The sequence below is a fragment of the Streptomyces sp. NPDC085866 genome, from assembly GCF_044541035.1.
Lineage (GTDB): Bacteria > Actinomycetota > Actinomycetes > Streptomycetales > Streptomycetaceae > Streptomyces.
The window spans coordinates 573325-597353 of sequence record NZ_JBITSQ010000003.1 but is presented as its reverse complement, the minus strand read 5'-3'; the positions used below and the strand labels follow the sequence as shown (position 1 = coordinate 597353).

18 protein-coding genes and 1 pseudogene are annotated in these 24029 nt (G+C 70.5%); 7 read left to right on the top strand and 12 right to left on the bottom strand.

Annotated elements, in window-relative coordinates:
* Positions 1 to 76: 76 nt before the first annotated feature.
* The gene (locus ACIF83_RS09470) at positions 77 to 1324 is read right to left on the bottom strand and encodes an Ig-like domain-containing protein (protein WP_399724967.1); all 1248 of its coding nucleotides are present in this window, start codon (positions 1322 to 1324) and stop codon (positions 77 to 79) included.
* 194 nt (positions 1325 to 1518) lie between these two features.
* Here ACIF83_RS09470 and ACIF83_RS09465 point away from each other — a divergent pair, with 194 nt between their 5' ends.
* On the top strand, positions 1519 to 4212 hold the full coding sequence (locus tag ACIF83_RS09465) for an FAD/NAD(P)-binding protein (RefSeq protein WP_393469991.1): 2694 nt from the start codon (positions 1519 to 1521) through the stop codon (positions 4210 to 4212).
* A gap of 95 nt (positions 4213 to 4307) precedes the next feature.
* Here the strand turns inward: ACIF83_RS09465 and ACIF83_RS09460 are convergent, their stop codons facing one another.
* Positions 4308 to 5102, bottom strand: a complete 795-nt coding sequence (locus tag ACIF83_RS09460; protein WP_393469993.1) for a DUF817 domain-containing protein — start codon at positions 5100 to 5102, stop codon at positions 4308 to 4310.
* 223 nt (positions 5103 to 5325) lie between these two features.
* Between ACIF83_RS09460 and ACIF83_RS09455 the strand changes: the two genes are divergently transcribed.
* Positions 5326 to 6597: a lipase family protein gene (locus ACIF83_RS09455; protein WP_399724964.1), complete on the top strand. Its 1272-nt coding sequence runs from the start codon at positions 5326 to 5328 to the stop codon at positions 6595 to 6597.
* 108 nt (positions 6598 to 6705) lie between these two features.
* Here ACIF83_RS09455 and ACIF83_RS09450 read toward each other — a convergent pair whose 3' ends face one another.
* Positions 6706 to 6906 carry a hypothetical protein gene (locus ACIF83_RS09450; RefSeq protein ID WP_399724961.1) on the bottom strand — a complete coding sequence of 67 codons (201 nt, stop codon included), beginning with the start codon at positions 6904 to 6906 and terminating at the stop codon, positions 6706 to 6708.
* A gap of 163 nt (positions 6907 to 7069) precedes the next feature.
* Here ACIF83_RS09450 and ACIF83_RS09445 point away from each other — a divergent pair, with 163 nt between their 5' ends.
* Positions 7070 to 8452 carry a Yip1 family protein gene (locus ACIF83_RS09445; protein WP_399724958.1) on the top strand — a complete coding sequence of 461 codons (1383 nt, stop codon included), beginning with the start codon at positions 7070 to 7072 and terminating at the stop codon, positions 8450 to 8452.
* A gap of 71 nt (positions 8453 to 8523) precedes the next feature.
* Here ACIF83_RS09445 and ACIF83_RS09440 read toward each other — a convergent pair.
* A pseudogene (locus tag ACIF83_RS09440) lies at positions 8524 to 8916 on the bottom strand (IclR family transcriptional regulator); the annotation flags it as partial.
* A 26-nt stretch (positions 8917 to 8942) separates the two neighbouring features.
* Positions 8943 to 9362 carry a MarR family winged helix-turn-helix transcriptional regulator gene (locus ACIF83_RS09435; protein WP_393471269.1) on the bottom strand — a complete coding sequence of 140 codons (420 nt, stop codon included), beginning with the start codon at positions 9360 to 9362 and terminating at the stop codon, positions 8943 to 8945.
* Positions 9363 to 9581: 219 nt separating this feature from the next.
* Here ACIF83_RS09435 and ACIF83_RS09430 point away from each other — a divergent pair, with 219 nt between their 5' ends.
* From ACIF83_RS09430 to ACIF83_RS09415, 4 genes are read left to right on the top strand one after another with little or no spacing between them, the layout of a single operon-like run.
* Entirely contained in the window at positions 9582 to 10499 is a 918-nt protein-coding gene (locus ACIF83_RS09430; protein ID WP_399724955.1) for an SDR family NAD(P)-dependent oxidoreductase, read from the top strand.
* Complete coding sequence (locus ACIF83_RS09425; protein WP_399725223.1) at positions 10499 to 11374, top strand: amidohydrolase family protein; 876 nt, start codon at positions 10499 to 10501, stop codon at positions 11372 to 11374. Before ACIF83_RS09430 ends, ACIF83_RS09425 begins: the two co-directional genes overlap by 1 nt.
* A 10-nt stretch (positions 11375 to 11384) precedes the next feature.
* Positions 11385 to 12881 carry an o-succinylbenzoate--CoA ligase gene (gene menE / locus ACIF83_RS09420; protein ID WP_393470007.1) on the top strand — a complete coding sequence of 499 codons (1497 nt, stop codon included), beginning with the start codon at positions 11385 to 11387 and terminating at the stop codon, positions 12879 to 12881.
* A 15-nt stretch (positions 12882 to 12896) separates the two neighbouring features.
* The gene (locus ACIF83_RS09415; RefSeq protein ID WP_393470009.1) at positions 12897 to 13352 is read left to right on the top strand and encodes a MaoC family dehydratase; all 456 of its coding nucleotides are present in this window, start codon (positions 12897 to 12899) and stop codon (positions 13350 to 13352) included.
* Between the two features lie 4 nt (positions 13353 to 13356).
* Here ACIF83_RS09415 and ACIF83_RS09410 read toward each other — a convergent pair whose 3' ends face one another.
* From ACIF83_RS09410 to ACIF83_RS09380, 7 genes are read right to left on the bottom strand one after another with little or no spacing between them, the layout of a single operon-like run.
* Entirely contained in the window at positions 13357 to 14199 is an 843-nt protein-coding gene (locus ACIF83_RS09410) for a hypothetical protein (protein ID WP_399724951.1), read from the bottom strand.
* Entirely contained in the window at positions 14199 to 15890 is a 1692-nt protein-coding gene (locus tag ACIF83_RS09405) for a PHP domain-containing protein (RefSeq protein WP_399724948.1), read from the bottom strand. The genes ACIF83_RS09410 and ACIF83_RS09405 overlap by 1 nt, the downstream gene beginning before the upstream one ends.
* A 26-nt stretch (positions 15891 to 15916) precedes the next feature.
* A complete protein-coding gene (locus ACIF83_RS09400) occupies positions 15917 to 17749 on the bottom strand; it encodes a LamG-like jellyroll fold domain-containing protein (RefSeq protein ID WP_399724945.1) in 1833 nt (610 codons plus the stop codon).
* 46 nt (positions 17750 to 17795) lie between these two features.
* A complete protein-coding gene (locus ACIF83_RS09395) occupies positions 17796 to 20885 on the bottom strand; it encodes a glycoside hydrolase family 2 TIM barrel-domain containing protein (protein ID WP_399724942.1) in 3090 nt (1029 codons plus the stop codon).
* Positions 20885 to 21721: a carbohydrate ABC transporter permease gene (locus tag ACIF83_RS09390; RefSeq protein WP_399724939.1), complete on the bottom strand. Its 837-nt coding sequence runs from the start codon at positions 21719 to 21721 to the stop codon at positions 20885 to 20887. The genes ACIF83_RS09395 and ACIF83_RS09390 overlap by 1 nt, the downstream gene beginning before the upstream one ends.
* Before the next feature lie 14 nt (positions 21722 to 21735).
* Positions 21736 to 22692 (bottom strand): carbohydrate ABC transporter permease, encoded by a 957-nt coding sequence (locus ACIF83_RS09385; RefSeq protein ID WP_399724936.1) that lies wholly within the window; start codon positions 22690 to 22692, stop codon positions 21736 to 21738.
* Positions 22692 to 23978, bottom strand: coding sequence for an ABC transporter substrate-binding protein (locus ACIF83_RS09380; protein ID WP_399724932.1), 1287 nt, complete (start codon positions 23976 to 23978; stop codon positions 22692 to 22694). Before ACIF83_RS09380 ends, ACIF83_RS09385 begins: the two co-directional genes overlap by 1 nt.
* Positions 23979 to 24029: the final 51 nt, after the last annotated feature.

The window sequence follows — 24029 nt, the reverse complement described above, 5'->3', positions numbered from 1 at the left end:
GCGGTCGTCAAGAGTTAAAGCAGAGAAACTCCTTTTGCCGCACGGGAGTTCACCCCATGAAGCCACCCAGACCGGCTCAGACCGCGCTGCCCGCCTTCCAGTCGGCCCAGGACAGGTTCCACCCGTTGAGCCCGTTGGCCGGGTCCACGGTCCTCTCGCCGGAGTTCTTCACGATCACCACGTCGCCGAGCATCGAACTCTCGTAGAACTTGTAGCCGGCCACGGAGCTGTCGCCCGCGCCCTTGGCGTCGTGCAGGCCGATGCAGCCGTGACTGGCGTTCCGGTGCCCGAACACCGAGGCGGCCGCCCAGTAGTTGCCGTGCACGAAGGTGCCGGAGGTGGTGAGCCGCTGGGCGTGCGGCACGTCCGGGATGTCGTACTCGTCGCCGAGGCCGACCGTGGACGACTGCATGCGGGTCTGCTTGAAGCGCTCGCTGATCACCATGATCCCGGACCAGGTGGTGTGGCCGGAGTCGCCGCCGGTGACCGGGTAGGCGGCGGCGGTCCTCCCGTCCCGACGGACCGTCATCGTCTTCGTCGTGAGGTCGACCGTGCTGATCTGCTCGCGGCCGATGTGGAAGGTGGCGTCCTTGTGCTGGATGCCGTAGACGCCGTCCGCACCCTCGACGTCCTTCAGCCGCAGGCTGAGGGTGATCTTCGTGCCGGGGGCCCAGTAGGTCTCCGGGCGGAAGTCCAGCCGGGTGTCGCTGAACCAGTGTCCCACCACCTCGACGGCCGGTTCGGCGGTCACCGTGATCGCCTTCTGGACGGCGGCCCGGTCGGCGACGGCGTGCGTGAAGTTGATCGACACCGGCATGCCGACACCGGAGGTGGAGCCCGCCTCTGGTGTGAAGTAGCTGACGAACGTGGCGCCGGGCGACCTGGTGGTGAACGTCGACACGGTCTCCTCGGCGGCGCCCTCCGTCTTGGCCGTCACCGTGTACTTCGTGCCCGAGTAGGGATTTCGGGCCGAGGTCCACTTGGTCCTGGCCGGGTTGAGGGTGCCCGCCAGGGTGGAGCCGTCGTTGCCGGTGACGTGGACGGAGGTCAACGTGCCGTCGGTGACGGTGACCTCGACGGGGCTGGTGAAATCGGCCAACTTCTTGCCGGCCGCGGGCGTGACGGCGACGGTCGCCTGCTTCGTCGTCGCGGCCCGCGCGGACGCCGTCGCGCCTTTGCCCTCCGAGGCCGTCGAGGCATCCGTCGAGGAACTGCAGCCCGCCAGGGCGGCGGCCGGTACCGCTCCGAGAACGGCGAGGATTCCGCGCCGGGACCACCCGCGCGACCGCTGTCCGGACCGGTTCGATATGTGCGAGACGCCCACGACACGCCTTCCTGAGTTGTCTGTCGGTGCGTGGGCATCCTGCGCCGGTTGTCTGGGCCGGCCCTTTGAATCCGCGGGGTGCTCCCTGAGATTCCCATGAGGACACGCCGAGACGGCTGGAAGTCGTGGTTGTGGGGGCCGGGACCCGATCGGAAGAGTGAAGAAACAGTTTCACCGACCAGCCGGAGGTATCCGTGACCGACGTCCGCAAGCGGCAGACCGTGGCCATCGTCGGAGCCGGCGCGGCAGGCGCCCTGACCGCGGTCCAGCTCTGCGAGACGGCGACCCGCCGCCGGACTCCCCTCGACGTCGTCCTGATCGACGCGGCCCCCGAGGCGGGCCGGGGCACCGCCTATGCCACCCGCGACCCACGTCACCGCCTGAACGTGCCCGCCGGCAACATGAGCGCCTACCCGGACGATCCGGGCCACTTCACCCGCTGGCTGTGCCGGCACGGCGAACCCGAGGTCACCGGCGCCGACTACGCCACCCGCTACCGCTACGGCGCCTACCTCGCCGACACCCTCGGCCAGGCGATCGTCCGCGCCCACGGCACGGTCGCCGTACGCCGGCTGCGCACCCGGGCGGAGAGCTGTACCGGCACCCCCGACGGCAGGGTGGAGCTGAGCCTCGCCGACGGGGGACACCTGACCGCCGACGCCGCGGTCCTCGCCACCGGCCCCGCCGCCGCGACCGCCGCATGGGCTCCGCCCGCTCTGCGCGCCTCGCCTCGCTTCGTCGGCGCGCCGTGGGCGCCGGGCGCGCTGGACGGGGCCCTGGAGGGCGCCTCGGACGGCGCCCGGGACGGCAGCGACGACGTGCTGCTCGTCGGCACGGGCCTGACCGCTGTCGACCTGGCGCTGACCCTCGACCGCCCCGGCCGCACCCTCCACGCCCTCTCCCGCAACGGCCTGCTGCCCCAGCCGCACGCGCTCGGCCCGGCCGCCGTGATGCCCGCGCCGCAGGACCTGCACGACGCGTCCCTGGGCCGGCTGCGCCGTGCCGTCTACCGGCACCTCAGCCGCTCGGTCCGCACGCACGGCGACTGGCGCCCCGGCCTCGACAGCCTCCGCCCGCACACCACGCGTCTGTGGCGCAGCCTCACCCCCGAGGAGCGGGAGGAGTTCCTCGCCCGCGAGGGCGCCCTGTGGAACACCCACCGCCACCGCATGGCCCCCGCCACCGCCGAGCACGTCTCCCGGGCCCGCACCGCGCGCCGCCTCCAGGTCCACACGGGCGCGGTCGTGCGGGCCATGGCGTCCGACGACGCGGGGCTCGCCGTCGAGCTCTCGGGCGGCCGTACGCTGCACGTGGGCTGGGTGGTCGACTGCACCGGCCCGGGGCGGAACCTCGACGCCCCGCTGTGGCGCGGGCTGTTCGCGTCCGGGGCGGCGGTTCCCGGTCCGCTCGGCATGGGCGTCGCGACCCGGGACGGCCGCCTCCTCGACGACCGGGGCGGTGCCGGGCTCCCGCTGTTCACGCTGGGCGCCCCGCGCCGGGGCGAGCTGTGGGAGACCACCGCGATCCCCGAAATCCGCGTCCAGGCAGCCGAGTTGGCCCAACAGCTGCTGGCCCCGATCACCCCGAGGCGCCGTACGACCCGCCGCCCCGTCGACGGGCACGGCCTCGCCCTGACCACCCACGCCGAGGCGGCCGCCGCCTACCGCGGCGGACTCGACCGGGTCCTCAAGGTCCGCTCCGGTGCCCCGCAGGCCTTCGCCCGCGCGGTCGCCCTCGACCCCGGCTTCGCCCTCGGCCACGCCGCCCTCGCGCTGTTGGGCCACGAGTGCGGGGCCGCCGTCGACGTGCCCCGCGCCCTCGCCGACGCACAGCGCTGCGCCCGCGAGCGGGCCGACACACGCGAGCGGTCCTTCGTGGACGTGGTCACACAGCGGATCACCGGCGACGACGGGGACGAGGCGCTCGTACGACACCTGCGGACCTACCCCGCCGACGCACTCGCGCTCGCCGCCGCCGTGCCCACCATCGCCTTCTCAGGGGTCAGCGACCTGCACGACGACGACGCGCTCGGTCTGCTCGAACTGACGTCACCGGCGTACGACGGACACTGGTTCCACACCTCGCTGCTCGCCTTCCTGCGCCAGGAGGAGGGCCGCCTGTACGAGGCGGGCGAGCTGGCACACCGGGCGCTGGCCGTCGAGCCCGCCTCCGGGCACGCTGTGCACGCCCTGGCGCACGTGCACTACGAGTCGGGCGCGCACGAGGCCGGACGCGACTGGCTGGACCGCTGGGTGTCGGGCCGGGGCCGGGGTGCGGTCCACCGGGCGCACTTCTCCTGGCACATCGCGCTGCACGAACTCGCCCTCGACGACCCGGCGGCGGTCCGCAGGCGCTGGTTCGCGCAGCTCGCGCCCGGCCGGGTGACCGGAATGCGGGCCCTGGTCGACTCGGGGTCGCTGCTGTGGCGGGCGCGGCTGAGCGACAGCTGGCGGGGCGAACTGCCCGCGGCCGACGTGCTGGAGTCGGTCGAGCGGGAGGTGCTGGAGCGGCCGGCGACCGCGTTCACCGCGCTGCACGTCGCGGTCGCCCGCACCGCCGCCGGGGACCTGCCCGCCCTGCGCCGGCTGCGCGACCACGCCCTGGGGGCGGACCTGGTGCAACGCGAGGTCGTCGCGCCGCTGTGCGAGGCGCTGGCCGCGCTCGTCGAGGAACGCTTCGCGGAGGCGGCCCGTGGCCTCGACGCGCTGCTGCCCGTGCTGCGCAGCGTCGGCGGCAGCGCGGCCCAGCGGGAGGTCGTCGAGGAGACACTGCTGTACGCCCTCGTGGCAGCGGGCCGCAGTGACGCCGCCCGCCGCCTCCTGGACGCCCGCCTCGACCGCAAACCGGCTCCCCGGGACCGGCGGTTGCTGGCCGGCCTGTCCGGCTGACCGGACGTCCGCCTCCACTGGGGCCCCGACTCGATCGCATGCCGGAAACCGGCCCCAGGCTCCCCCTGCCGGGGGAGCCTGGGGCGCAACGGCAGTCACCGAGGTGCAGAGGGCGTCCTGGACCGGCCGAACGCCGCGAGGACGAACGTGACGCTGATGAGCAGGGCCCAGGCGCCGAACTTGCCGACGTCGACGGGCTGCCAGCCGTGCAGCTGGTACGGGTAGCGCCACGCGCCCACATAGGTGGCGATGTTCTCCGCCAGCCACAGGAAGAACCCGATCAGGGTGAAGGACAGCGCGAGCGGCATGCGGCGCCGTGTCCCGCGCACCGTGAAGTGCACGGTGGTGCCCGCGGTGACGGCCACGAGGAGGGCCGCCAGGGGCCAGCGGACGTCGGGCAGCCAGTGGTGGCTGAAGAAGTTGATGTATACGGCGGTGGCCACCAGGGCCGTCGCCCGTGGCCGGTAGCGGACCACTTCCAGGTCGAACAGGTGCCAGGCCCGGCAGATGTAGCTGCCGACGGCCGCGTAGAGGAAGCCCCCGTACAGCGGGACGCCCGCGAACTTCAGCACGGCCGGTTCCGGGTAGCTCCACGAGCCGAGCGAGACCTTCACCAACTCGAAGGCGAGACCGATGACATGGCAGGCGGCGATGACGGCGACGTCGCGTCCGCTCTCCCAGCCGCGCCGCCAGAACAGCAGCGTGAGGAGCACGCCGTAGCAGGCGAGCAGGTCGTAGCGGGCCACCGGCAGCGGCGGCAGCAGGGTCGATGCCGCCACCCCGGCCAGCAGGGCGATGGCGAAGGCGCAGGCCCGGGTCTGCACCCAGGTGAAATCGAGCAGCTGACCGATCGGGGAGGCCGGAGAGCCGGCCGGATTTGTAGTGGGCATGGTGATCACGAGGACGACGCCGGGCCCGCCTCCGGTTGCCCGGAGAGCCGATCGGTCCTCCCGCCGCGCTAGTCACCGGCGCACAGCCCCGCCCCCGCCGGTTCATCGTCCTTTAACTATCAGCGCTTACCTACGCCTCCGTAACCTCTCGGCCTGCTCAGCTTCACTCTTCACCCCACAGAAGGGACGCTCTGAGGTGAACTCCCCAAGGCCCAGGAAGCCGTTGCCGAAGAGAGCCGCACTGCTCGCCGCCGCGAGCCTGCTCGGCGGACTGCTGGCGGTGCCGGCGGCGACCGCTGCGGCCGGGACGCCGGAGGCGTGCTCCGCCGCTGACGCCGACATCTACCGGCCCCCGGACAGCCCCACCGCCGCACCGGGCGCCGTCGTCGCCTGCCGCAAGGTCGACTCGCTGCCCATGGTGATCGGCGGTCCGCCGCTGAACGCCTGGAAGGTGCAGTACGGCTCCACCGACGGGCGGGGCCGGCCGGTCTCCGTCGTCGGCACCGTCGTCGTACCGCGGAAGCCGTGGACCGGACCGGGCGAGCGGCCGCTGGTCGCGTTCGTGCCGGGCACCCTCGGCATCGGACCGCAGTGCGCGTTCTCCAAGCAGCTCGCGGGCCAGTACCAGGACGCCTACGAGGGTCCGAACATCGCGGCGCTGCTCAACGCCGGTTACGCCGTCGCCGCGACGGACGGCCAGGGCTACATGGACGGCAAGGTCCACCCGTACGCCTCGGGGGTGGAGGCCGGTCACGCCACCCTCGACATGGCCCGCGCGGCCTCCCGGGTGCCCGGCACCGGGGTGAGCCCCGATGCCAAGATCGGGATCTGGGGCTATTCGGAGGGCGGCTCCGGCAGCCTGTGGGCGGCCCAGCTCGCCCGGTCCTACGCCCCTGGACTGAACGTCGTCGGCTCGGCCTCGGGCGGGGTCCCCGCCGACCTCAAGCAGGTGGCGAGCAACCTCGACGGACAGTTCTTCGCCGGGTTCCTGATGGACGCGTTCATCGGTCTGTCCGTCACCCATCCCGACATGCCGTTCGACGACCTCCTCAACGACAGCGGCCGCAAGGCCGTCAAGGACGCCGAGTCGCTGTGCGCGGTCGGTACCGTGAGCCGTTTCCCGGGCGCGCGGATCGAGCAGTACACCAAGGACGGGCTGACGCTCGACCAGATGTACGCCCTGCACGGCTCCGGCGGCGCCACCTGGGGCGACGTCGTCGCGGCCAACAAACTGGGCGCCGGGGTCGGCACCCCCGGCTCGGGCGCCCGCTACGAGATCGGCTTCCCGGTGCTGCAGTATCGGGGCCTGGCGGACGAGGTGATCCCGGCGCAGATGGCGAGTGAGACCCGCCGCGCCTACTGCGCCGCCGGGATCACCACCCAGTGGACGTCGTACGTCGGTGACCACCTCACCGGCGACGCCCAGGCGGTCGGCGATGTCGTGGCCTGGCTCGGCGACCGGTTCGACGGAAAGGAGACGAAGGGCAACTGCTGATCCCCGCGGCGGAGTTCGCCCGCCGTCAAAATCCCCGTGCCGGAACCCCACGGCACGGGGACTTCGCCGATGACGGCGAGGGTTCGAGGTGTTCGCAAACCGAATTTGTCAGGAGATGGGCTCGCCGTCGTACTTGCCGCCGATGCAGGTCCACAGGCCGGTACCAGAGTCGTACTTCACCTTTCCGCCGGCGCTCATACACTTCTGCCCGTCGACACCAGTCACGGCAGCCTGGGCAACAGGGCCCATGGCGCCAAGAGCAGCAAGTATCACGGCGGCGATGAACCCGAGAAGTCGTCGTGTGCGCATGAGGAGCTCCTGTACGGACGAGTGACAGGACATGGCCAGGTTCACCCCGCGCGATGCGAGGTGCGCGCCCCATTACTCCAATCGGGTGATGGGCGTGCCCGTGCCGTGACACGGGAGGCGCTCCAGAGGTGCACTCACCGGGTGCGAGCAGCAGGCTGATGTCATGGCGAACACACCCGTGGTGACGGTCGGGGCACCGGATGACCTCGGCTTGCGGAAAGTCATGATCGGCGGCAGGACCGTGGACAGGGTGCGGTGTCCGAGGGAGCTGCAAAGACTCCTGCGTCGCGTTGGTCTGGCATCCGGGTACGACATCGAATGGCTCGGCGTCGACGGAACTGTCTGGCCAGACCGCCCGTGGCGGCGGCGAACAATCGGCGCCCTCATGGCAGTCGGTCTTGTGGCTGCAGATTGTGTGCTCATCAGGATCGGCGTAGTGGATTCCACTAATTCACTGACCTATGCCGGGCGAATCACAGGGGCGATTTTTATTTTCCTGGCCCTCGTGGAATTAGTTGCCGCCTTCGCCACTCTCGACTATTGGCGTAAGCGGAAAATGAAATACTCGGGGGCGGTCATTCTGTTCGGCGTCCTGGTCGCCCTCAGTGTCGGCTTGTTGCTACTCGCCGTGCAAGTCCACGGCCGGGTGGTCAACGGTCGCCTTCTGCTTTGGGTAGCCCTTGTGTTCTGGTCTTCATGGGCCCTGTGGATACTCGTCCGTGGTCAGGCATGGAAGGGCATTCGAAATCCTAGGCGGATCGCGATCGGGGCGACCGCATCCGCCCTCCTTGCGATCGCCAACTTGACGTATTCGCAAGTCTATGTTCCCTATACGACAGATCCGCTGGTGCAGAGTGGAGCTGAATTCGAGACGCCGAGCATGAACAGGGAGGGGACGGTGATGTATCTGCCGGTCCATCTTTATGTAAAGAATTCCGGCAAGATCTCCGTCTACATCCTCGGTAGTATCTTCTGGATTCACGGCAGGGATGAGCGTGCAACATACGATTTGATCAACTCTGGCGATTTCGTCACGCCACTGGGGCGAGCATTGAACCCAGGGGAAGAAGTTGCGCAGGATGCGGTCGTGGAAATCAAGAACCCTGAAAAGTCCAAATATGATGCAGTCAGGGTCCAGACCGAGGTTTACGTGATCAGGAGAGACAGGGTGAGAATGGGTGCCGGCTATGATCGTTCGGGGGAGCATGCCTGGCGACTCAAGGAGCAGCATAAAGACAAAGACCCTCAGGGGCCTGACGGCGAATATCTCAGATATCAATCCGACATCTCGAACAGTGATGAGATTCTCAATTTGACTCGAGGTCGGCAACGCGTGACGCTGTGGCGGGTTGATGATCGCGAGAAGCCGGCCATTTATGTGAATGTGGCGCCACCGGGTGAAAGGAAGGGCTTCGACTCATACGACATCCACGCGAACCAAGATGCCGTTGATCGGTACGGCCTCGAAGACGTGCGTGGCTCAATGGCACAGACACCCTTCACGGAACTCCTGGGGAGGGCTCAGGCTGAGCGCCCCACCCAGTGATTCGCCCCCTGTGGCCGAGGAGACTGCGAGCTCGCAAGCACGGGCCGCTCATCCGGACTTCTTCTCCGGCCGCCGCGAACCGCGGCCGCCACCGACAGGGCGTCGTCAGTGACCTGACGGCTACTCACTGCTGCGCCGGCGCACCGGACTTCGGCCAGAGTGCGGCGCAGCCGTACGGGATCGCGAATCGTGTCCGGTGTGAAGGAAGCGAGTGGTCCGGCGCAGTACACCTCCTGGATGCCGGGGTCGCCGTGGGCGAGGACGGCGAGTCCGACTCCGGTGGCGTGCAGCGGCCGGCGGGCGCCGACGCGGAGGTGCACGCCGACCATCGAACGCCCCGACAGCCACTCGATGTAGACGACGTCCGCGCCGTCGCGCACCGCCAACTGCACGTTCTCGCGGGTCGCTTCGTGCAGGTCCTCCAGGTACGGCAGCGCGACCTGCCGGAGCGCCGGGCCCGCGGGCCGCTCGTGCGCCGAGCGGACGGCGGTCACGGCTGGTCGGCGACCCGCAGGAGCAGCGCGTGCAGGGTCTCGCGCTCAGCGGCGTCGAGCGGGGCCAGCAGGTCGTTCGTCACCCTCAGGCCCGCCTGGTCGGTGTCGCGCAGGAACGTACGGCCGTTTTCCGTCAGTACGACGATCCTGCTGCGCCGGTCGTCGGGGGAGGGGCGGCGCTCGGCGAAGCCCAGCTTCTCCAGGTCGTCGACCAGGCCCACGATCGCGCTCGGGTCGTAGCCGAGCCGGGTGCTCAGCTCGCGCTGGAGCGCGCCCTCGGAGGTGGCGAGGAAGCGCAGCACCGCGTAGTGCCGCAGCCGCAGCCCGGACTCCTGCAGGGAGGCGTTGAACATCTGCCCGGAGCGCAGACCGAGGCGGTACAGCAGATAGCCCGTGTCCGCGTGCAGGCCGCGCATCCAGGGCTCGTCCGCGTCGATCGGGCTCGGGTTCTTCGTGTGCCGGCGGGTGATGGCGGGCCCCCTGGTCTCGGTCTTCTCGGCTGGTGGGTGGAGCCCAGCATGCCGCATCCGAAGGGCAGCAACAACTATTGACGACAACAATTATTGCTCTTAGCTTCGATCTCGCGGACGCAGCCGTCCGCCTCTCGAGCCGTTCCCGTCCGAAAGGACCCGCACGTGCCCCCCATCGATCTCACCGGCAACGCCGCCGTCGTCACCGGCGGCGGCCGGGGTCTCGGCCTCGCCTACGCCCAAGCCCTCGCCGCCCACGGCGCCTCGGTGGTCGTCAACGACGTCGATGAGGCCGTGGCCGAACAGGCCGTGAAGTCCCTCACCGAGGCCGGCGGCACCGCCGTGGCCGAGGTGGTCCCGGTCGGCACCGCCGAGGCCGCCGACCGGCTGGTCGCCCGCGCGGTCGAGGCGTTCGGCCGGCTCGACGTCCTGGTCACCAACGCCGGCATCCTGCGCGACAAGGTGCTGTGGAAGATGACCGACGAGGACTTCGACGCCGTGGTCACCACCCATCTCAGGGGCACCTTCACCTGCGCCCGCGCCGCCGCCGTCCGCATGCGCGCGCAGGGCGAGGGCGGCACCCTGATCCTGGTCGGCTCCCCGGCCGGGCAGCGCGGCAACTTCGGGCAGACCAACTACGCCGCCGCCAAGGCAGGCATCGCCGCCATGGCCCGCACCTGGTCGATGGAGCTGGCCCGCGCGCAGATCACCGTCAACGCGATCGTGCCGGTCGCCGCGACCGCGATGACCGAGACGATCCCGGCCTTCGCCCCCTACGTCGAGGCGATGCGGGGCGGCGAGGCGCTGCCGGACTTCCTGCGCAGGGGCGAGGGCTTCGGCACCCCCGAGGACTGCGCGGCCCTCGTACCCTTCCTCGCCTCCGAGGCGGCGCGTGGCATCACCGGCCAGGCCATCGGTATCGGCGGCGACAAGGTGGCACTCTGGTCGCACCCGCAGGAGATCCGGGCCGCCTATGCGGACGGCGGCTGGAGCCCCGAGACGCTGGCCGACGCCTGGCACACGTCGGTGGGCGCAGAACCCCAGACCGTCGGCATCCCGGCTCCGAAGGTTCCGGGGGCGTGATGGACATCGAGGACCTGGTCGCGATCGACGTCCACACCCACGCGGAGGTGTCCTCGAAGGGCCACTCCTCCCTGGACGACGACCTGCACGACGCCTCCTGCGCGTACTTCAAGGTCGAGGGCAAGCGGAAGCCCACCCTGGAGGAGACGGCCGCGTACTACCGCGAGCGGAGGATGGCCGCGGTGATCTTCACGGTGGACGCCGAGTCCGCCACCGGCACCGCGCCCGTCCCGAACGAGGAGGTGGCGGAGGCGGCCGCGGCCAACGCGGACGTCCTGATCCCCTTCGCCTCCGTCGACCCCTTCCGCGGGAAGGCCGGCGTACGGCAGGCCCGGCGGTTGGTGGAGGAGTACGGGGTGAAGGGCTTCAAGTTCCATCCCGGCATCCAGGGCTTCTTCCCCAACGACCGTGCGGTGGCGTACGCGTTGTACGAGGTGATCGAGGAGACCGGCGCCATCGCCCTGTTCCACACCGGCCAGACCGGTATCGGCGCGGGCGTGCCCGGCGGGGGCGGCATCCGCCTGAAGTACTCCAACCCGCTCCATGTGGACGACGTCGCCGCCGACTTCCCGCATCTGAAGATCATCCTGGCGCATCCCTCGTTCCCCTGGCAGGACGAGGCCCTGGCCGTCGCCACCCACAAGCCGGGCGTGCACATCGACCTGTCCGGCTGGTCGCCGAAGTACTTCCCGCCGCAGCTGGTGCAGTACGCCAACACGCTGCTGAAGGACAAGGTCCTGTTCGGCTCCGACTTCCCCGTCCTCACCCCGGACCGCTGGCTCGCCGACTTCGCCGCGCTGTCCGTCAAGGACGAGGTCAGGCCGAAGATCCTCAAGGAGAACGCCGCCCGCCTGCTCGGGCTGACGAAACCGTAAGGGGTGCCGGATGCGCAACCAGGGACTGGGGTCGTGGCCCGCACGCCGGGCTCGCAAGACCCCGCACCGCACAGCGCTGGTACACGGTGACCGGTCGACCGACTACCGCACACTGCACACCCGCACCACCCGGCTGGCCCGGGCCCTGCGCGCCCGGGGCGTCCGCCGCGGCGACCGCGTCGCCTATCTCGGACCCAACCACCCCGCCTACCTGGAGACCCTGTTCGCGGCCGGCCTGCTCGGTGCCGTCCTCGTCCCGCTCAACACCCGCCTCGCCGGCCCCGAACTCGCCTACCAGCTGGCCGACTCCGGCGCCCGAGTCCTGGTCCACGCCCCCGCCCGCACCGCACTGCCCGACGCCCCCGAGGTGCGGACGCATGTCGAAGTGGGCGCCGCGTACGAGGAGTTGCTGGCGTCGGCGGACGACGAGCCGATCGACGAGCCGGTCACTCCCGACGACACCTGCATCATCATGTACACCTCGGGGACGACCGGTCGGCCCAAGGGGGCGGTGCTCACCCATGGCAACCTCACCTGGAACGCGGTCAACGTCCTGGTGGACACCGACCTGACCACCGACGAACGCGCCCTTGTCTGTGCCCCGCTGTTCCACACGGCCGGCCTGAACATGCTGACCCTGCCGGTCCTGCTGAAGGGCGGCAGCTGCGTCCTGGTGGAGTCCTTCGACCCACAGGCCACTTTCGACCTGGTCGAACGGCATCGGATCACCTTCATGTTCGGCGTGCCGACCATGTTCGACCAGATCGCCCGGCACCCCCGCTGGCCCGCCGCCGACCTGTCCTCGCTCAGGATCCTCACCTGTGGCGGCTCACCCGTCCCGACACCGCTCATCGCCGCCTACCAGGAGCGCGGTCTCACCTTCCTGCAGGGCTACGGCATGACCGAGGCCGCGCCCGGCACCCTGTTCCTGGACGCCGAGCACGCGGTGAGCAAGGCCGGCTCGGCAGGTGTACCGCACTTCTTCAGCGACGTCCGGGTCGTGCGGCCCGACCTCACCCCGGTGGACGTGGGCGAGACCGGCGAGGTCGTCGTGCGCGGGCCGCACGTCATGCCCGGCTACTGGGGACTGCCCGAGGAGTCGGCCGCCTCCTTCGCCGACGGCTGGTTCCGCAGCGGGGACGCGGCCCGTGTCGACGCGGACGGCTACGTGTACATCGTCGACCGCATGAAGGACATGATCATCTCGGGCGGGGAGAACGTCTACCCCGCGGAGATCGAGGACCTGCTGCTCGCCCACCCCGGCATCGCCGAGTGTGCGGTCATCGGCGTCCCGGACGCCAGGTGGGGCGAGGTGCCCCGCGCGGTCGTCGTACCCGAGGCGGGCGTGGACCTGGACCCGGACGAGGTGCTGGCCTCGCTGGCCGGCCGGCTCGCCAGGTACAAGATCCCCAAGTCGCTGGTGGTCGCGGACGAACTCCCGCGCACCGCCTCCGGAAAGCTGCTCAAGTCCCGGGTGCGCAAGCACTTCGGTCACCGACTCCCCTAAGGAGAAAGGCACCTCATGAGCGTCACCGTAAGCGGTCTGGACGAGCTGAAGAAGCTGGCCGGCAGCGACCTCGGCACCAGCGAGTGGATCGAGGTCACCCAGGAACGCATCGACACCTTCGCCGACGCCACCGGCGACCACCAGTGGATCCACGTGGACCCCGAACGCGCCGAGGAGGGCCCGTTCGGCGCCCCGATCGCCCACGGCTACCTCACCCTCTCTCTGTTCATCCCGCTCTTCACGGAGCTGCTGGACGTCCAGGGCGTGACCACGAAGGTCAACTACGGGCTGAACAAGGTACGTTTCCCCGCCCCGGTGAAGGTGGGCTCGCGCATCCGGCTCGTTGCGCGGCTCGCCTCCGTCGAGGAGGTGCCGGGCGGGGTGCAGATCGCCGTCGACGGCACGATGGAGATCGACGGCGGCGGGAAGCCCGCCGCCGTCCTGCAGAGTCTCTCCCGTTTCTACGCGTGAGCGGCTACTGCTGCCGGTAGGCGTACACGGTGGTCGCGACCGCGCACACGCCCGGCGGGATCACCTCGGCCCGCAGCGTGCCGCTGCCCGGGTCGTAGTCGACGCCCTCCGCCTCGAACGTGTCGGTGCACACGCTCTTCTGCTCCAGACCGAACAGGCTCGTCACCCTGCCGGTGACGGGCTTGCCGTCCAGCGGGTGCGGCAGGTCGACCTGGAGCAGGGGCCTGCTCTGCGGGAAGAGCGCGCCGGAGGCGTCGTCCGAGGCGCACACCAGCCGGGTGGCGGTGACGAAGTCACAGCCCTGGATGTCCCGCACCGGCTTGTCCAGGCTGATCTGCCCGGCCTGTGCCAGCGACCCGCCGGTGGCCGGCGTGGCCGGGTTGAGCAGGGGCGCCGGGAACACCTGGAGCCGGTTCTGGTCGCCCCACTCGCCCGACACCAGCCACTGGCCGTCGGGCGAGACGGTCGCGAAGGAGTTGTTCACCTTCTCGCCGGGATCCAGCCGGTGCACGTAGTCGTACCGCTTCCCGGACGGCGTGGTGACCGCGTACATCTTCGACGTGGCCGTGTCGGCGCCCTGGTAGGCGTCGAAGACGTAGCCGCGCACGATGTCCGGGTCGCCCACGTGGTTCCAGCCCTTGATCCGCAGGTCCAGCGGGATGTCCAGCAGACCGCGGTGCAGCAGCGAACCGTCCGCCCGGCTCGCGAGCCCCTGACCGCCGCCGAGGGTGTCGGTGTACGACGTCCCGGCCTGCGCCCACTGGGGGCCCTCGGCGGCGGAGGCGCTCGGGGCGCCCAGGGCGAGCACACCCGATAAGGCGGTGAGGGTGAGGAGATGACGTCTCATCAGGCTCCTGCCACGTCGACGAAGATGGGGTTGGAATAGAACCACGTATCGGCCCACGGGTCACCGTCTCCGGGTTCGTGGGTGATCGGACCGTGCGGATCGATCGCCGCGCCGAGGTAGCCGGCGCCGTGCCGGTTGCCGTCGCTGCCGCGCAGGCGCACATAGAAGGACTCGTCGCCCGCGGTCAGCGGGATGCGCAGGGTGTACGTGCCGTTGCGGCCGCTGACGTCCTTGGTCCGGACGACCTTGGTGTCCGGCGCCTGCCAGCTGTCGAGATCGGCGACCGGGCCGCGCACCGCGCCCCGGATCACGTCCACGTGCGCCAACTGGGGCAGGATCCCCTGCGGGTTGGCCCGGGAGGCGGTGGTCACCGTCACGTACAGCGTGATCTTCTCGCCCCTGCGGACGCGCAGCCGTCCGCCCAGCGTGACGCCCCGCCCGAAGTCGCAGTCCCGCTTCAGCCGCACGTCGAGCCCGTCGAGCAGATGCCCGTGGTCCAGCCAGACGCGGCCCGCGCGCAGGCCCGCCATCACGGCACGGTAGCCGTAGCGGGTCACACCCACGTGGGTGCGGCTGAACTCGCCGGGCCAGAAGTCGCTGCCGGGCTGCGGGGTGTCGGTGTCGACGGGGTCGGGCAGCCTGCCGGTGTTGTCGAAGTTCTGGCCGGGCTGCCAGTCGCCGTTCTTCCAGGTGTCGAAGACGGTGCGGTGGTTGTCGGAGTTGGTGGTGATCGAGAACAGCCGGCCCTCGGCCAGCATCGAGTCCCACAGACCGCCGACCGTCGCGGTCGCCCAGTCGAAGCCGCCATAGGTGAGGTAGGCGTCCGCCGGGTAGCCGGCGAAGGAGTTGGCGGACGGCTTGTTCTCGTACTCGCCGCGGATCGACGTCGAGCCGCGCCAGCCCGGGATGGCCGCGCCCTGGGCGCCGGGCGCGCCCTCCATACCGATCACGATCTCGGGAGCCGCGTCCCGCCAGTTGCGCATCTCGTGCGGGGAGTCGATGCCGAGGCGCAGCGGGTGGTTGGCGAGGACGAGGACGTCGTCGACGTAGCCGGTGCGGCGCTGCTCGGCCAGCCACTGGACCGCCTTGACGGCATGGGCCTCGTTGCGGGCGGTGTCGGCGTTGCCCGGGGCACCGTCGGTGTAGCCGAGCAGCTTGCCGTCGTAGGCCAGCTCGAACCGGGTGAGCAGGTCGACCTCGTGGGGGCCGGGGGCGGCGAAGACCGTGCAGTGCTCGGCGGCCGGGATGTACCACTCCAGGCCCTGGAAGATCAGCTGGCGCGGATTCTCGGCGCGGGCCTTGAGGATCTCCTGGTGTTCCAGCGCTGCGCCGTAGCGGGCGTGCCCGAAGTTGGAGTGCTCGTTGAACACCATCCAGTCCAGGCCGTACCTGGCGGCGGCCTGGGCCTGCTGCGAGAACGTGTACTTGGCGTCGTGGCTGTACACGGAGTGGACGTGGTGGTCGCCCACGAGGTAGGCGAGGTGCGGGTCGTCGCCGCCGAAGCCCTTCTTGTCGGAGGCGGAGGCGGAGGCATTGGCGGCGAAGGCGGGCGTCGCGGCCGAGCCGAGGGCGAACGCTGCGCCGAACAGGCCGGCGCGGCGCAGGAGTCCGCGTCTCGACACGCCCTGCGCGTCGAGGGATGCGGCGGACACGGACGGGTCTGCCCAGGCGGGCAGTTGCTGCTCGGTCATGATCGTCAAGGTCCTCTGTGAAGGCGTCAGTGGGTCATGAAGGAGGTGACGGGCAGCGCCCGTTCGACGATGCGGACGTCGCCGAGGCGGCCGTGCAGGATCTGGTCGATCCTGTCGGCGTACTCGTAGCCGCCGAGCAGCCAGGGCAGCCCGGCCGAGGCGATCCCGACGGCGGCGGCGTGCGGGTTGCGGGCCACGGGACAGCCCTGGACGTACATCGTCGTGTGCCGTCCGTCGTTGACCACGGCCAGGTGCCACCACTTCTCGCGGGCGGTCTCGTCCCCCCAGTTGGTGGCGAGCCGCTGCTGGTTGAGCGGATGGGCCGCCCACTGCGGGCCCGGTCCGTCGGAGATCGACAGCGTGGCGAGCGGCTCGTCGGGATCGTCCGTGACCGGTCCGACGGAACCGTTGCGGCCGGTGCGGCTGACCAGGCCGGACCAGGCGTTGTGCCGGGCGTCCCAGTCGGCGGGCAGGCGGTAGAACGCCTCGATGGTGTAACCGTCCTTGAACGTGGCCGAGTTGAGCGGGGCTCCGTCGACCGTGCGCAGATAGGCGCCCTTCAGCGGGGACTTGTCCCCCTGGAACTCCAGGCTGCCGTGTCCGGGCTGGTCGGGGTGGTGGTCGGCGGACCAGCCGAGCCGGCCGCCGCCCACGGAGACCACGGTGAGGTCGTTGCCGCGGCCGGACAGGTCACGGACGGTTCCCGAGACAGGCGAATCGAAGCGCCAGTAGGCGACCGTGCCCCCTATCAGCATCTCCGAGGCGGGCCGTGCCGGGCGGGCCGGTACCGGGTCGAAGCCGGAGAACCGCTCGGCGAAGTCGATCTCGACCGAGAAGCGGTCCGCGTCGCCGCTCAGCTCGATCTCCTGCCGCTCCAGCTCGTTGAGGCCCTTCGCGGCCCGGCCCAGGATCCACGGGGAGATCGTCTCCACGTCGATGACGCCCCGGTCCAGGTCGAAGCGGTAGAGGCGGATCATCGCGGCGCCGCCGAAGTAGCGGTTCTGGTAGTTCGTCAGATGCAGGTGCACCTCGTTGCCGGCCGCGTTCCTGCGGGTCGCGCGGCCCGCGGGCCAGTAGTGGCCGTTCAGGGTCAGGAAGATCTGGTCGTGGTCCTCGATCAGCTGGTCCCACAACTGCTGCCCGTAGGCCGACAGGGTGTCGTCCTCGACGACCAGCTCGTGCGTGGTGAGGACGACCGGCGTCTTCGGGTGCCGGGCGAGGACGTCCTTCGCCCAGGCGTATCCCTTCGCCGACAGCCGCCAGTCCAGCGCCAGCACCATCCACTCCCGTCCGCCGGCCCGGAAGAGGTGGAAGGTGTTGTAGCCGTCGGGCGAGGCCCCGCCGAACGTCTTCGTGCCCTGGAAGCGCTGCGGCCCGAAGGCGTCCAGGTACGGCGTCGCACCGCGCTGGTCGTCCGTCGAGGACCGCACGTCGTGGTTGCCGGCGAGGACGCTGTAGCCGACGCCCCGCCGGTCGAGGATCCCGAACGCCTCGCCGATGGCGGCGAACTCCTCCTTGGCGCCGTTCTGGGTGAGGTCACCGAGGTGGGACAGGAAGACGATGTTCTCGTCCCGGCCGTGCTCCAGCAGATAGCGCAGGGAGGCCTCGACGGGCGCCTTGTCGATGCTGGGGCCGTCGAAGAGGTACTGGGTGTCCGGCATCACCGCGAGCGTGAAGCGGCGGCTCTCCGGATCGGGCCCCCGGCGGGAGGCCGGCCGGGGCGCCGCCTCGGCGGCGGTCGGCAGGGCGACCCCGGCAGTGGCGGCGGCGCCGAGCAGCGCCGTGGCCCTGAGGAAGCTGCGTCGTCCGGCTCCGGCCTGCGCGGCCTCGCCCTGGGGGTGGTCATGCGAAGTACACACGTGTGCTCCGTGAGAGGTGACGGGGGAGAGGAGGCGTGGGGGGGAGTCAGAGAACGCGCAGGGTCCAGCTCCAGCGGTGGACCCCGGCGGGAACGCGGTAGGAGGCAGCCGTGTCGGGACCGCAGGACGCGGTGCCGAGGCCCCGGTGCACGGCGTCGAGGTGCACCACGCAGCCAGGACGCGGCGCCAGTTCGTCATGGTGGGCGGCGGCGGTCAGGTCCTCGGCGCGATAGCGCGTCACGGACACCTGCCGCGGCTCGTCCAGCTCGACCGCCAGGCGCCCCCGGGGAAGTGCGGGTGCGTCCCCGCGTCGTTCGGTGCGTGCGCTCGGCGTGCCGGACGAAGGCTCTCGTAGTGGTGCTGCTCGGGACTTTGGCCGGTGCGGCGAGAGTGCGTGCCGGGCGGCGTGGGGGCGTGCCCGAACTTCCCCGGGGTCGTCCGGCGCGGTGGCGTCCGCCGCCGACAGCGTGAACCGCCGTACCCCGTGCCGCCCGCCGCTCTCCTGCGGGCGCAGATACGGCGTGAACAACTCGTCCACCGGCAGGGCGTGATGGCCCACCGGTGCCCCCGCCGAGCGGTCCGGGTACGACTCCCAGGGACCCTGCCCGAACCACTCCAGCAGATCGAGCCCCGGCACCGTCTCGAACACCGACCCGACCCGGGCCACATCGTCGAACCCGGCGGGCAGTTCCGCCGATTCGGCCACCCTGATGCCGCCCTCGACCGGCGTGAACTCCTGCCGGTGCCGTACGACACCGGCCGTCCCCGCGTACTCGGCGAGCACGGTCACCGCCCCGCCCTCACGGCGCACCGAGACGACCTTGCGGACCAGCGCGTCCAGACACCAGGCGCGCCAGCGCCGGGCGACGCCGCCCAGCTCGTCGTTGTCGGTGGGCGCCCGCCACAGGGACAGCACCGGCGCGGCCGTCAGCAGCGGGTGCGTCAGCAGCCCGTCGTCGTCCACCTCCACCGGCGGGCCGGCCACGGCCGGCCGCGGCTCCGGTACGGCGGCCGCCCGCAGCCTTATCTGCGGCGTGCACACCTCCGTGCCGCGCGGCGCCCACGGCTCGTCCTCCGCGGTCGTCACCCGCAGTGTCAGCCACGCCTCACCGCCGTCCCGGGGCAGCGCGAAGGGCAGCGGTACGGCGGCCGTCTCGCCGGGGCGCAGATCGGGCAGCTCGGCCGGCGCCGTCAGGACGCGGCCGTCGGCCAGCGACAGCTCCCAGGTGGCCGCCAGCCAGTTCAGGCCGCGGAAGTGCTGGTGGTTGGCGAGGACGATCCCCTCGTGCCGGTAGCACCGGATGCGGACCGGTGCCGCCAGCTCACGGTGCTCGTACATCACGGGCTTGGGCGTGCGGTCCGGGAAGACGACCCCGTCGGCGATGAAGGCACCGTCGTGGAGGGTCTCGCCGAAGTCGCCGCCGTACGCCCAGCGATGGCCGGGCGCGGCGACACCGTTGTCATGGAGCCCGGCGCCTGCGCGCCCGGCCGGTCTTCCGTCGCTCACGCGCTGCAGAATTCCGTGGTCCCAGAACTCCCAGATGAAGCCGCCCTGAAGACCCGGCGTTGACTCGATGGCCGCCCAGTGGTCCGCGAGCGTGCCGTTGCTGTTGCCCATCGCGTGCGAGTACTCGCACTGGATCAGCGGCCTGGTCTGCTCCCCGGACAGGGCGTGCGCCACACAGTCCTCGATCGGCGCGTACATCGGGCAGGCGATGTCGGACGCCACGTCCGGATCCGCCCAGCCGCGCTTGGCGGCCCCCTCGTACTGGAGCGGCCGGGTCGGGTCGTGCCGCCGCACCCAGCCGGCCGCCGCGTCGTGGTGCGCGCCGTAGTCGGACTCGTTGCCCAGCGACCAGATGATGACCGACGGGTGGTTCTTGTCCCGCAGCACCATGCGGGAGACCCGGTCCACGAAGGCGTTCAGGTAGCGAGGGTCGTCGGCGATCTCGTGCGCGTGGTCGTGCGATTCGATGTCGGCCTCGTCGACGACGTAGAAGCCCAGCTCGTCCGCGAGGTCGTACAGGGCCGGGTCGTTCGGGTAGTGCGAGGTGCGGACGGCGTTGAAGCCGAACCGCTTGAGCAGCACGAGATCCGCGCGCATGTCGTCGTACGACACCGTCCGCCCGGTCAGCGGATGGAAGTCGTGCCGGTTCACGCCCCGGATGAACACGCGCTCGCCATTGACCAGCAGGTCGCGTCCGACGATCTCGACGTCGCGGAAGCCGACGCGGTGGCGGGAGACGTCGGCGACCGTGCCGTCGGCGCGGTGCAGGCGGACGGTGAGGTCGTACAGCTCGGGGGTCTCGGCGGTCCAGGTGCGGACCTCGGGGACGACGGCGCCGACACGCGCCTCACCCAGGAAGTCGGAGATCCGCTCGTCCTCGGCGTTGGCCCGGTCGAACTCCTCGTCCCGGGGGAGGGGCCGCCCGTCCAGCTCCGCGCCGACGAACCACCCGTCGGGCAGCGCGGCACCGCCCGCGTCCCGCACCCGGCAGTCCACCTGCAGTGCGCCGTCGATCCCCGCCCGAACGGTCACGTCCGCGAGGTGCAGCGGATCCGTCGCGTACAGCAGCACCGACCGGGTGATCCCGCCGTGCCACCACTGGTCCTGGTCCTCGATGTGCGAGGCGTCCGACCACTTCACCACGGTCAGCCGTACGACGCACCGCTCCCCGGCGCGTACGACACCCGACAGGTCGAACTCGGCGGCCAGGTGGGAGTCCTTCGAGATGCCGACGGGCCGCCCGTCCACGTGCACCAGCAGGACGCTCTCGGCGGCGCCGACCTGGAGGACGACACGGCGGCCGGACCAGTCGGCCGGGATGTCCACCGCACGCTCGTAGACGCCCGTCGGATTGTCCGCGGGCGACCGCGGAGGGAATTGCGCATACGGCATGCGGACGTTCGTGTACTGCGGAAGGTCGTCCGTGTCCTGCATGGTCCAGACGCCCGGCACGTACGCGGTCGACCACGTACCGCGCACCGCGGCCTCCGGCGCCGGCAGCAACTGGAAGCGCCACTCACCGTCCAGGGACACCGCGTCCCGTCGACGGTCGACCGCATGCATCGGCAACCGCCCCCAGGAGGTCACCTCGGGCGCCTCCCAGGGACGCAGCGCCAGCAGGGGGTCCATCAGCGGATGGCCCCCTTGCCGAGGTCCCCGATGATCTGCCGGGCGCCGACCGCGAAGACGATCAGCAGGGGGACGAGGGCCAGCAGCGCGCCGGTCATCACCATGCCGTAGTCCGTCGTGCCGTGGGTGCCGTTGAGCTGCGAGAGGGCCACCTGGAGGGTGACGTTGCCCGGGTCGGTCAGGGCGATCAGGGGCCAGGCGTAGTCGTTCCACTGGCCCATGAAGGTGAAGATGCCGAGGAAGGCCAGCCCGGGCCGGACCACCGGCAGGGCCACGTGCCAGTACTGGCGCAGGAAGTGCGCGCCGTCGATGCGGGAGGCGTCGAGCAGCTCGTCGTGGATGGCGCCGCGCATGTACTGGCGCATCCAGAAGATGCCGAACGCGTTGGCGGCCGCCGGCACGATCAGCGAGGTCATCGAGCCGATCCAGCCGAGCTTCGCCATGATCACGAACTGCGGGATGGCGGAGAGCTGCGCCGGCACCATGAAGATGACCATCAGCAGCCCGAACAGCAGCCGCCGGCCCGGGAACTCGAACTTGGCGAACACGAACGCGGCGAGCGAGTCGAAGAAGAGCACCAGCGCGGTCACCGAACCCGCGACCAGCAGCGAGTTCAGCATCGAGCCGAAGAAGTCGACGCTGTCGAGGAGATGGCGGACGTTCTGCAGGAAGTGCGAGCCGGGCAGCAGCTTCGGCGGGTAGGAGAAGATCTCGCTCGACGTGTGCGTCGACATGATCACGGCCCAGTAGAACGGGAAGGCCGACAGGAGCAGCCCGACGACCAGGACGGCGTGCAGCGCGATCCCTCTGCCGCGGGTTCCCTTGATGGATGCCATGGTGACCGGCCTGCCTATTCTTCGCCCCGGCGCTGCAGCAGGCGCCAGTTGACGATCGAGAAGAGGACGACGACGAGGAAGATCCCCCAGGCCACGGCGGCGCCGTAGCCGAAGTCGTTGTTGTCGAAGGTCTGCTGGAAGAAGTAGAGGACCATGGTCCGGCCGGCGTGGCCGGGACCGCCGGAGAACGTGGAGTCGTTGGCCGTCGTCTGCAGCAGCACCTGCGGTTCGGAGAAGCTCTGCAACCCGGTGACCGTCGAGACGACCAGTACGAACAGCAGCACCGGCCGCATCATCGGCAGCGTGATCCGGAAGAAGGTCTGCGCGGGACCGGCACCGTCCATACGGGCCGCCTCGTACAGCTCACCGGGGATCGTCTGCAGTCCCGCGAGGAAGATGATCGCGTTGTAGCCGGTCCACTGCCAGGTCATCAGGGTGGCGACGGCGACCTTGATGCCCCACGGTGTGTTCAGCCAGGCCACCTGGTCCAGACCGAACGCCTGCAACAGGGCGTTCACCAGGCCGAAGTTGGTGGAGAACACCGAGCCGAAGATGATCGCGACGGCGACGACCGAGGTGACGTTCGGCAGGAAGTAGGCGAACCGGTAGACGTTCCTGAAGCGGACCGCCGAGTTGAGCATCACGGCGGTGACCATCGCCAGGAAGATCATCGGGAAGGTGGCCAGCGCCCAGATGAGGATGGTGTTCCCGACCGAACTCCAGAAGTCGCTGTCGCCCAGCAGATACCGGTACTGCGACAGGCCCGCCCACTCCATGGAGCCGAGGCCGTCCCAGCGGTGGAAGGAGACGTAGAGCGAGAAGCCGACGGGGATCAGGCCGAAGCCGAGGAAGAGGAGGTAGAAGGGGGAGATCGCGGCGTAGAGGTGCCAGTGTTTGCGCAGGCCCCCGCGGGGCCGCGGGGTGGCTGTCCGTTCCACGGTGACCCGGGGCTTTTCCAGTGCGGTGGCCATCAGTGGCTCACCCCCAGGTGCTGCGCGATCCGCCGGCACTTGCTCATGGCGTCACTCCAGGCCTTCTTCGGGTCCTTGCCGAGGACGCCGACGTTCTTGATCTCGTCCTTGAGGGGCTGCCCGAGCGCGATGTCGTACGGGCTGTTGTAGGCGACCGCGATCCGCTGCGCTGCGGGTCCGAAGACGTCCATGGTCACCTGGCCGCCGAAGAAGGGGTCGGGCTCGCGCAGTTGCCCGAGGCCGTAGGAGGCGGGAGTGGAGGGGAAGAGGCCCGCGTCGACGAAGCCCTGGGCCTGGTTGGCCGCGTTCAGGATCCACGTGATGATCTGGAAGGCCTGCTCGGGCTCGCGGCACGCCTTGGTGACGGAGAGGAACGAGCCGCCGCTGTTGGAGGGGCGCACCGGCATCTGGGCCACCCGCCAGCGACCCTTGGTCTTCGGTACACCGCTCTTGAGGTCGTTGGTCGCCCAGGAGGCGTTGAGCTGGCTCGGCAGTTTGCCGTCCTGGATGGCGGAGAGCTGGTCCGGGGTGCCGGTGACGAGGTCCGAGACGATCTTCCGCCGCTTCGCCTCCACGGCCAGCGCCCAGGCCTGGCGGACATGGTCCTGGTCGCCGATGAAGTGGCGGTCCTTGTCGACGTAGCGCCTGCTTCCCTGCTGCACCACGTTCTCGAAGACGGCGTTGACGTCGGTGAGCAGATAGGTCCCCGGGATCCGCTTCCGCAGCTGCTCGCCCGCCGCGAAGAACCTGTCCCAGGTGTTCAACTCCCGGGAGACGTCGTCGGGTTCGTGCGGCAGCTCGGCCTTTTGGAAGACGCCGTACTGGTAGTAGTGCGCGACCGGGCCGCAGTCGATCGGGAAGCCGATCATCGTGCCGTCGTCGGCTGTGCCCTGGTCCCACTTCCACGACAGGTACTGGGCGCGGTACTTCTCGGCGCCGAGGGTACGCAGGTCGACGAACTGGTCGGCGTTGGGCAGATAGGACGCCATGTCCTCGCCCTTGAGGCCCGCGATGTCGGGGACGTGGGCGCGGCCGGTCATCGTGGTGATCAGCTTGGACCGGTAGTAGCCGCCGATCTTGATGGGCCGGAGGTCGACGGAGCCGCCGTAGCGTGCCTCGGCCCTCTTCAGGACCGTGTCGCCGAGGCCGCCGTCCCAGTACCACAGGACCATGTTCCGGCCGGTGGAGCCGGTCGGAACGGCGCAGCCGGACGCCAGGCCGCCGAGCGCCGTGGCGGCCGCAGGGGCCAGGCCCGCGCGCAGCAGGCCTCTTCGTGAGAGCCGCACAGCTCCCACCGCCTTTCGGATCTGTTCGGGACTTCGCATGGGTGCGGGGGG

Coding starts and splice junctions, on each gene's coding strand:
- ACIF83_RS09460 (WP_393469993.1), bottom strand. CDS start 5,102: ATGCCCACTACAAATCCGGCCGGCTCTCCGGCCTCCCCGATCGGTCAG.
- ACIF83_RS09450 (WP_399724961.1), bottom strand. CDS start 6,906: ATGCGCACACGACGACTTCTCGGGTTCATCGCCGCCGTGATACTTGCT.
- ACIF83_RS09445 (WP_399724958.1), top strand. CDS start 7,070: ATGGCGAACACACCCGTGGTGACGGTCGGGGCACCGGATGACCTCGGC.
- ACIF83_RS09435 (WP_393471269.1), bottom strand. CDS start 9,362: ATGCGCGGCCTGCACGCGGACACGGGCTATCTGCTGTACCGCCTCGGT.
- ACIF83_RS09425 (WP_399725223.1), top strand. CDS start 10,499: ATGGACATCGAGGACCTGGTCGCGATCGACGTCCACACCCACGCGGAG.
- menE (WP_393470007.1), top strand. CDS start 11,385: ATGCGCAACCAGGGACTGGGGTCGTGGCCCGCACGCCGGGCTCGCAAG.
- ACIF83_RS09415 (WP_393470009.1), top strand. CDS start 12,897: ATGAGCGTCACCGTAAGCGGTCTGGACGAGCTGAAGAAGCTGGCCGGC.
- ACIF83_RS09410 (WP_399724951.1), bottom strand. CDS start 14,199: ATGAGACGTCATCTCCTCACCCTCACCGCCTTATCGGGTGTGCTCGCC.
- ACIF83_RS09405 (WP_399724948.1), bottom strand. CDS start 15,890: ATGACCGAGCAGCAACTGCCCGCCTGGGCAGACCCGTCCGTGTCCGCC.
- ACIF83_RS09395 (WP_399724942.1), bottom strand. CDS start 20,885: ATGGACCCCCTGCTGGCGCTGCGTCCCTGGGAGGCGCCCGAGGTGACC.
- ACIF83_RS09390 (WP_399724939.1), bottom strand. CDS start 21,721: ATGGCATCCATCAAGGGAACCCGCGGCAGAGGGATCGCGCTGCACGCC.
- ACIF83_RS09385 (WP_399724936.1), bottom strand. CDS start 22,692: ATGGCCACCGCACTGGAAAAGCCCCGGGTCACCGTGGAACGGACAGCC.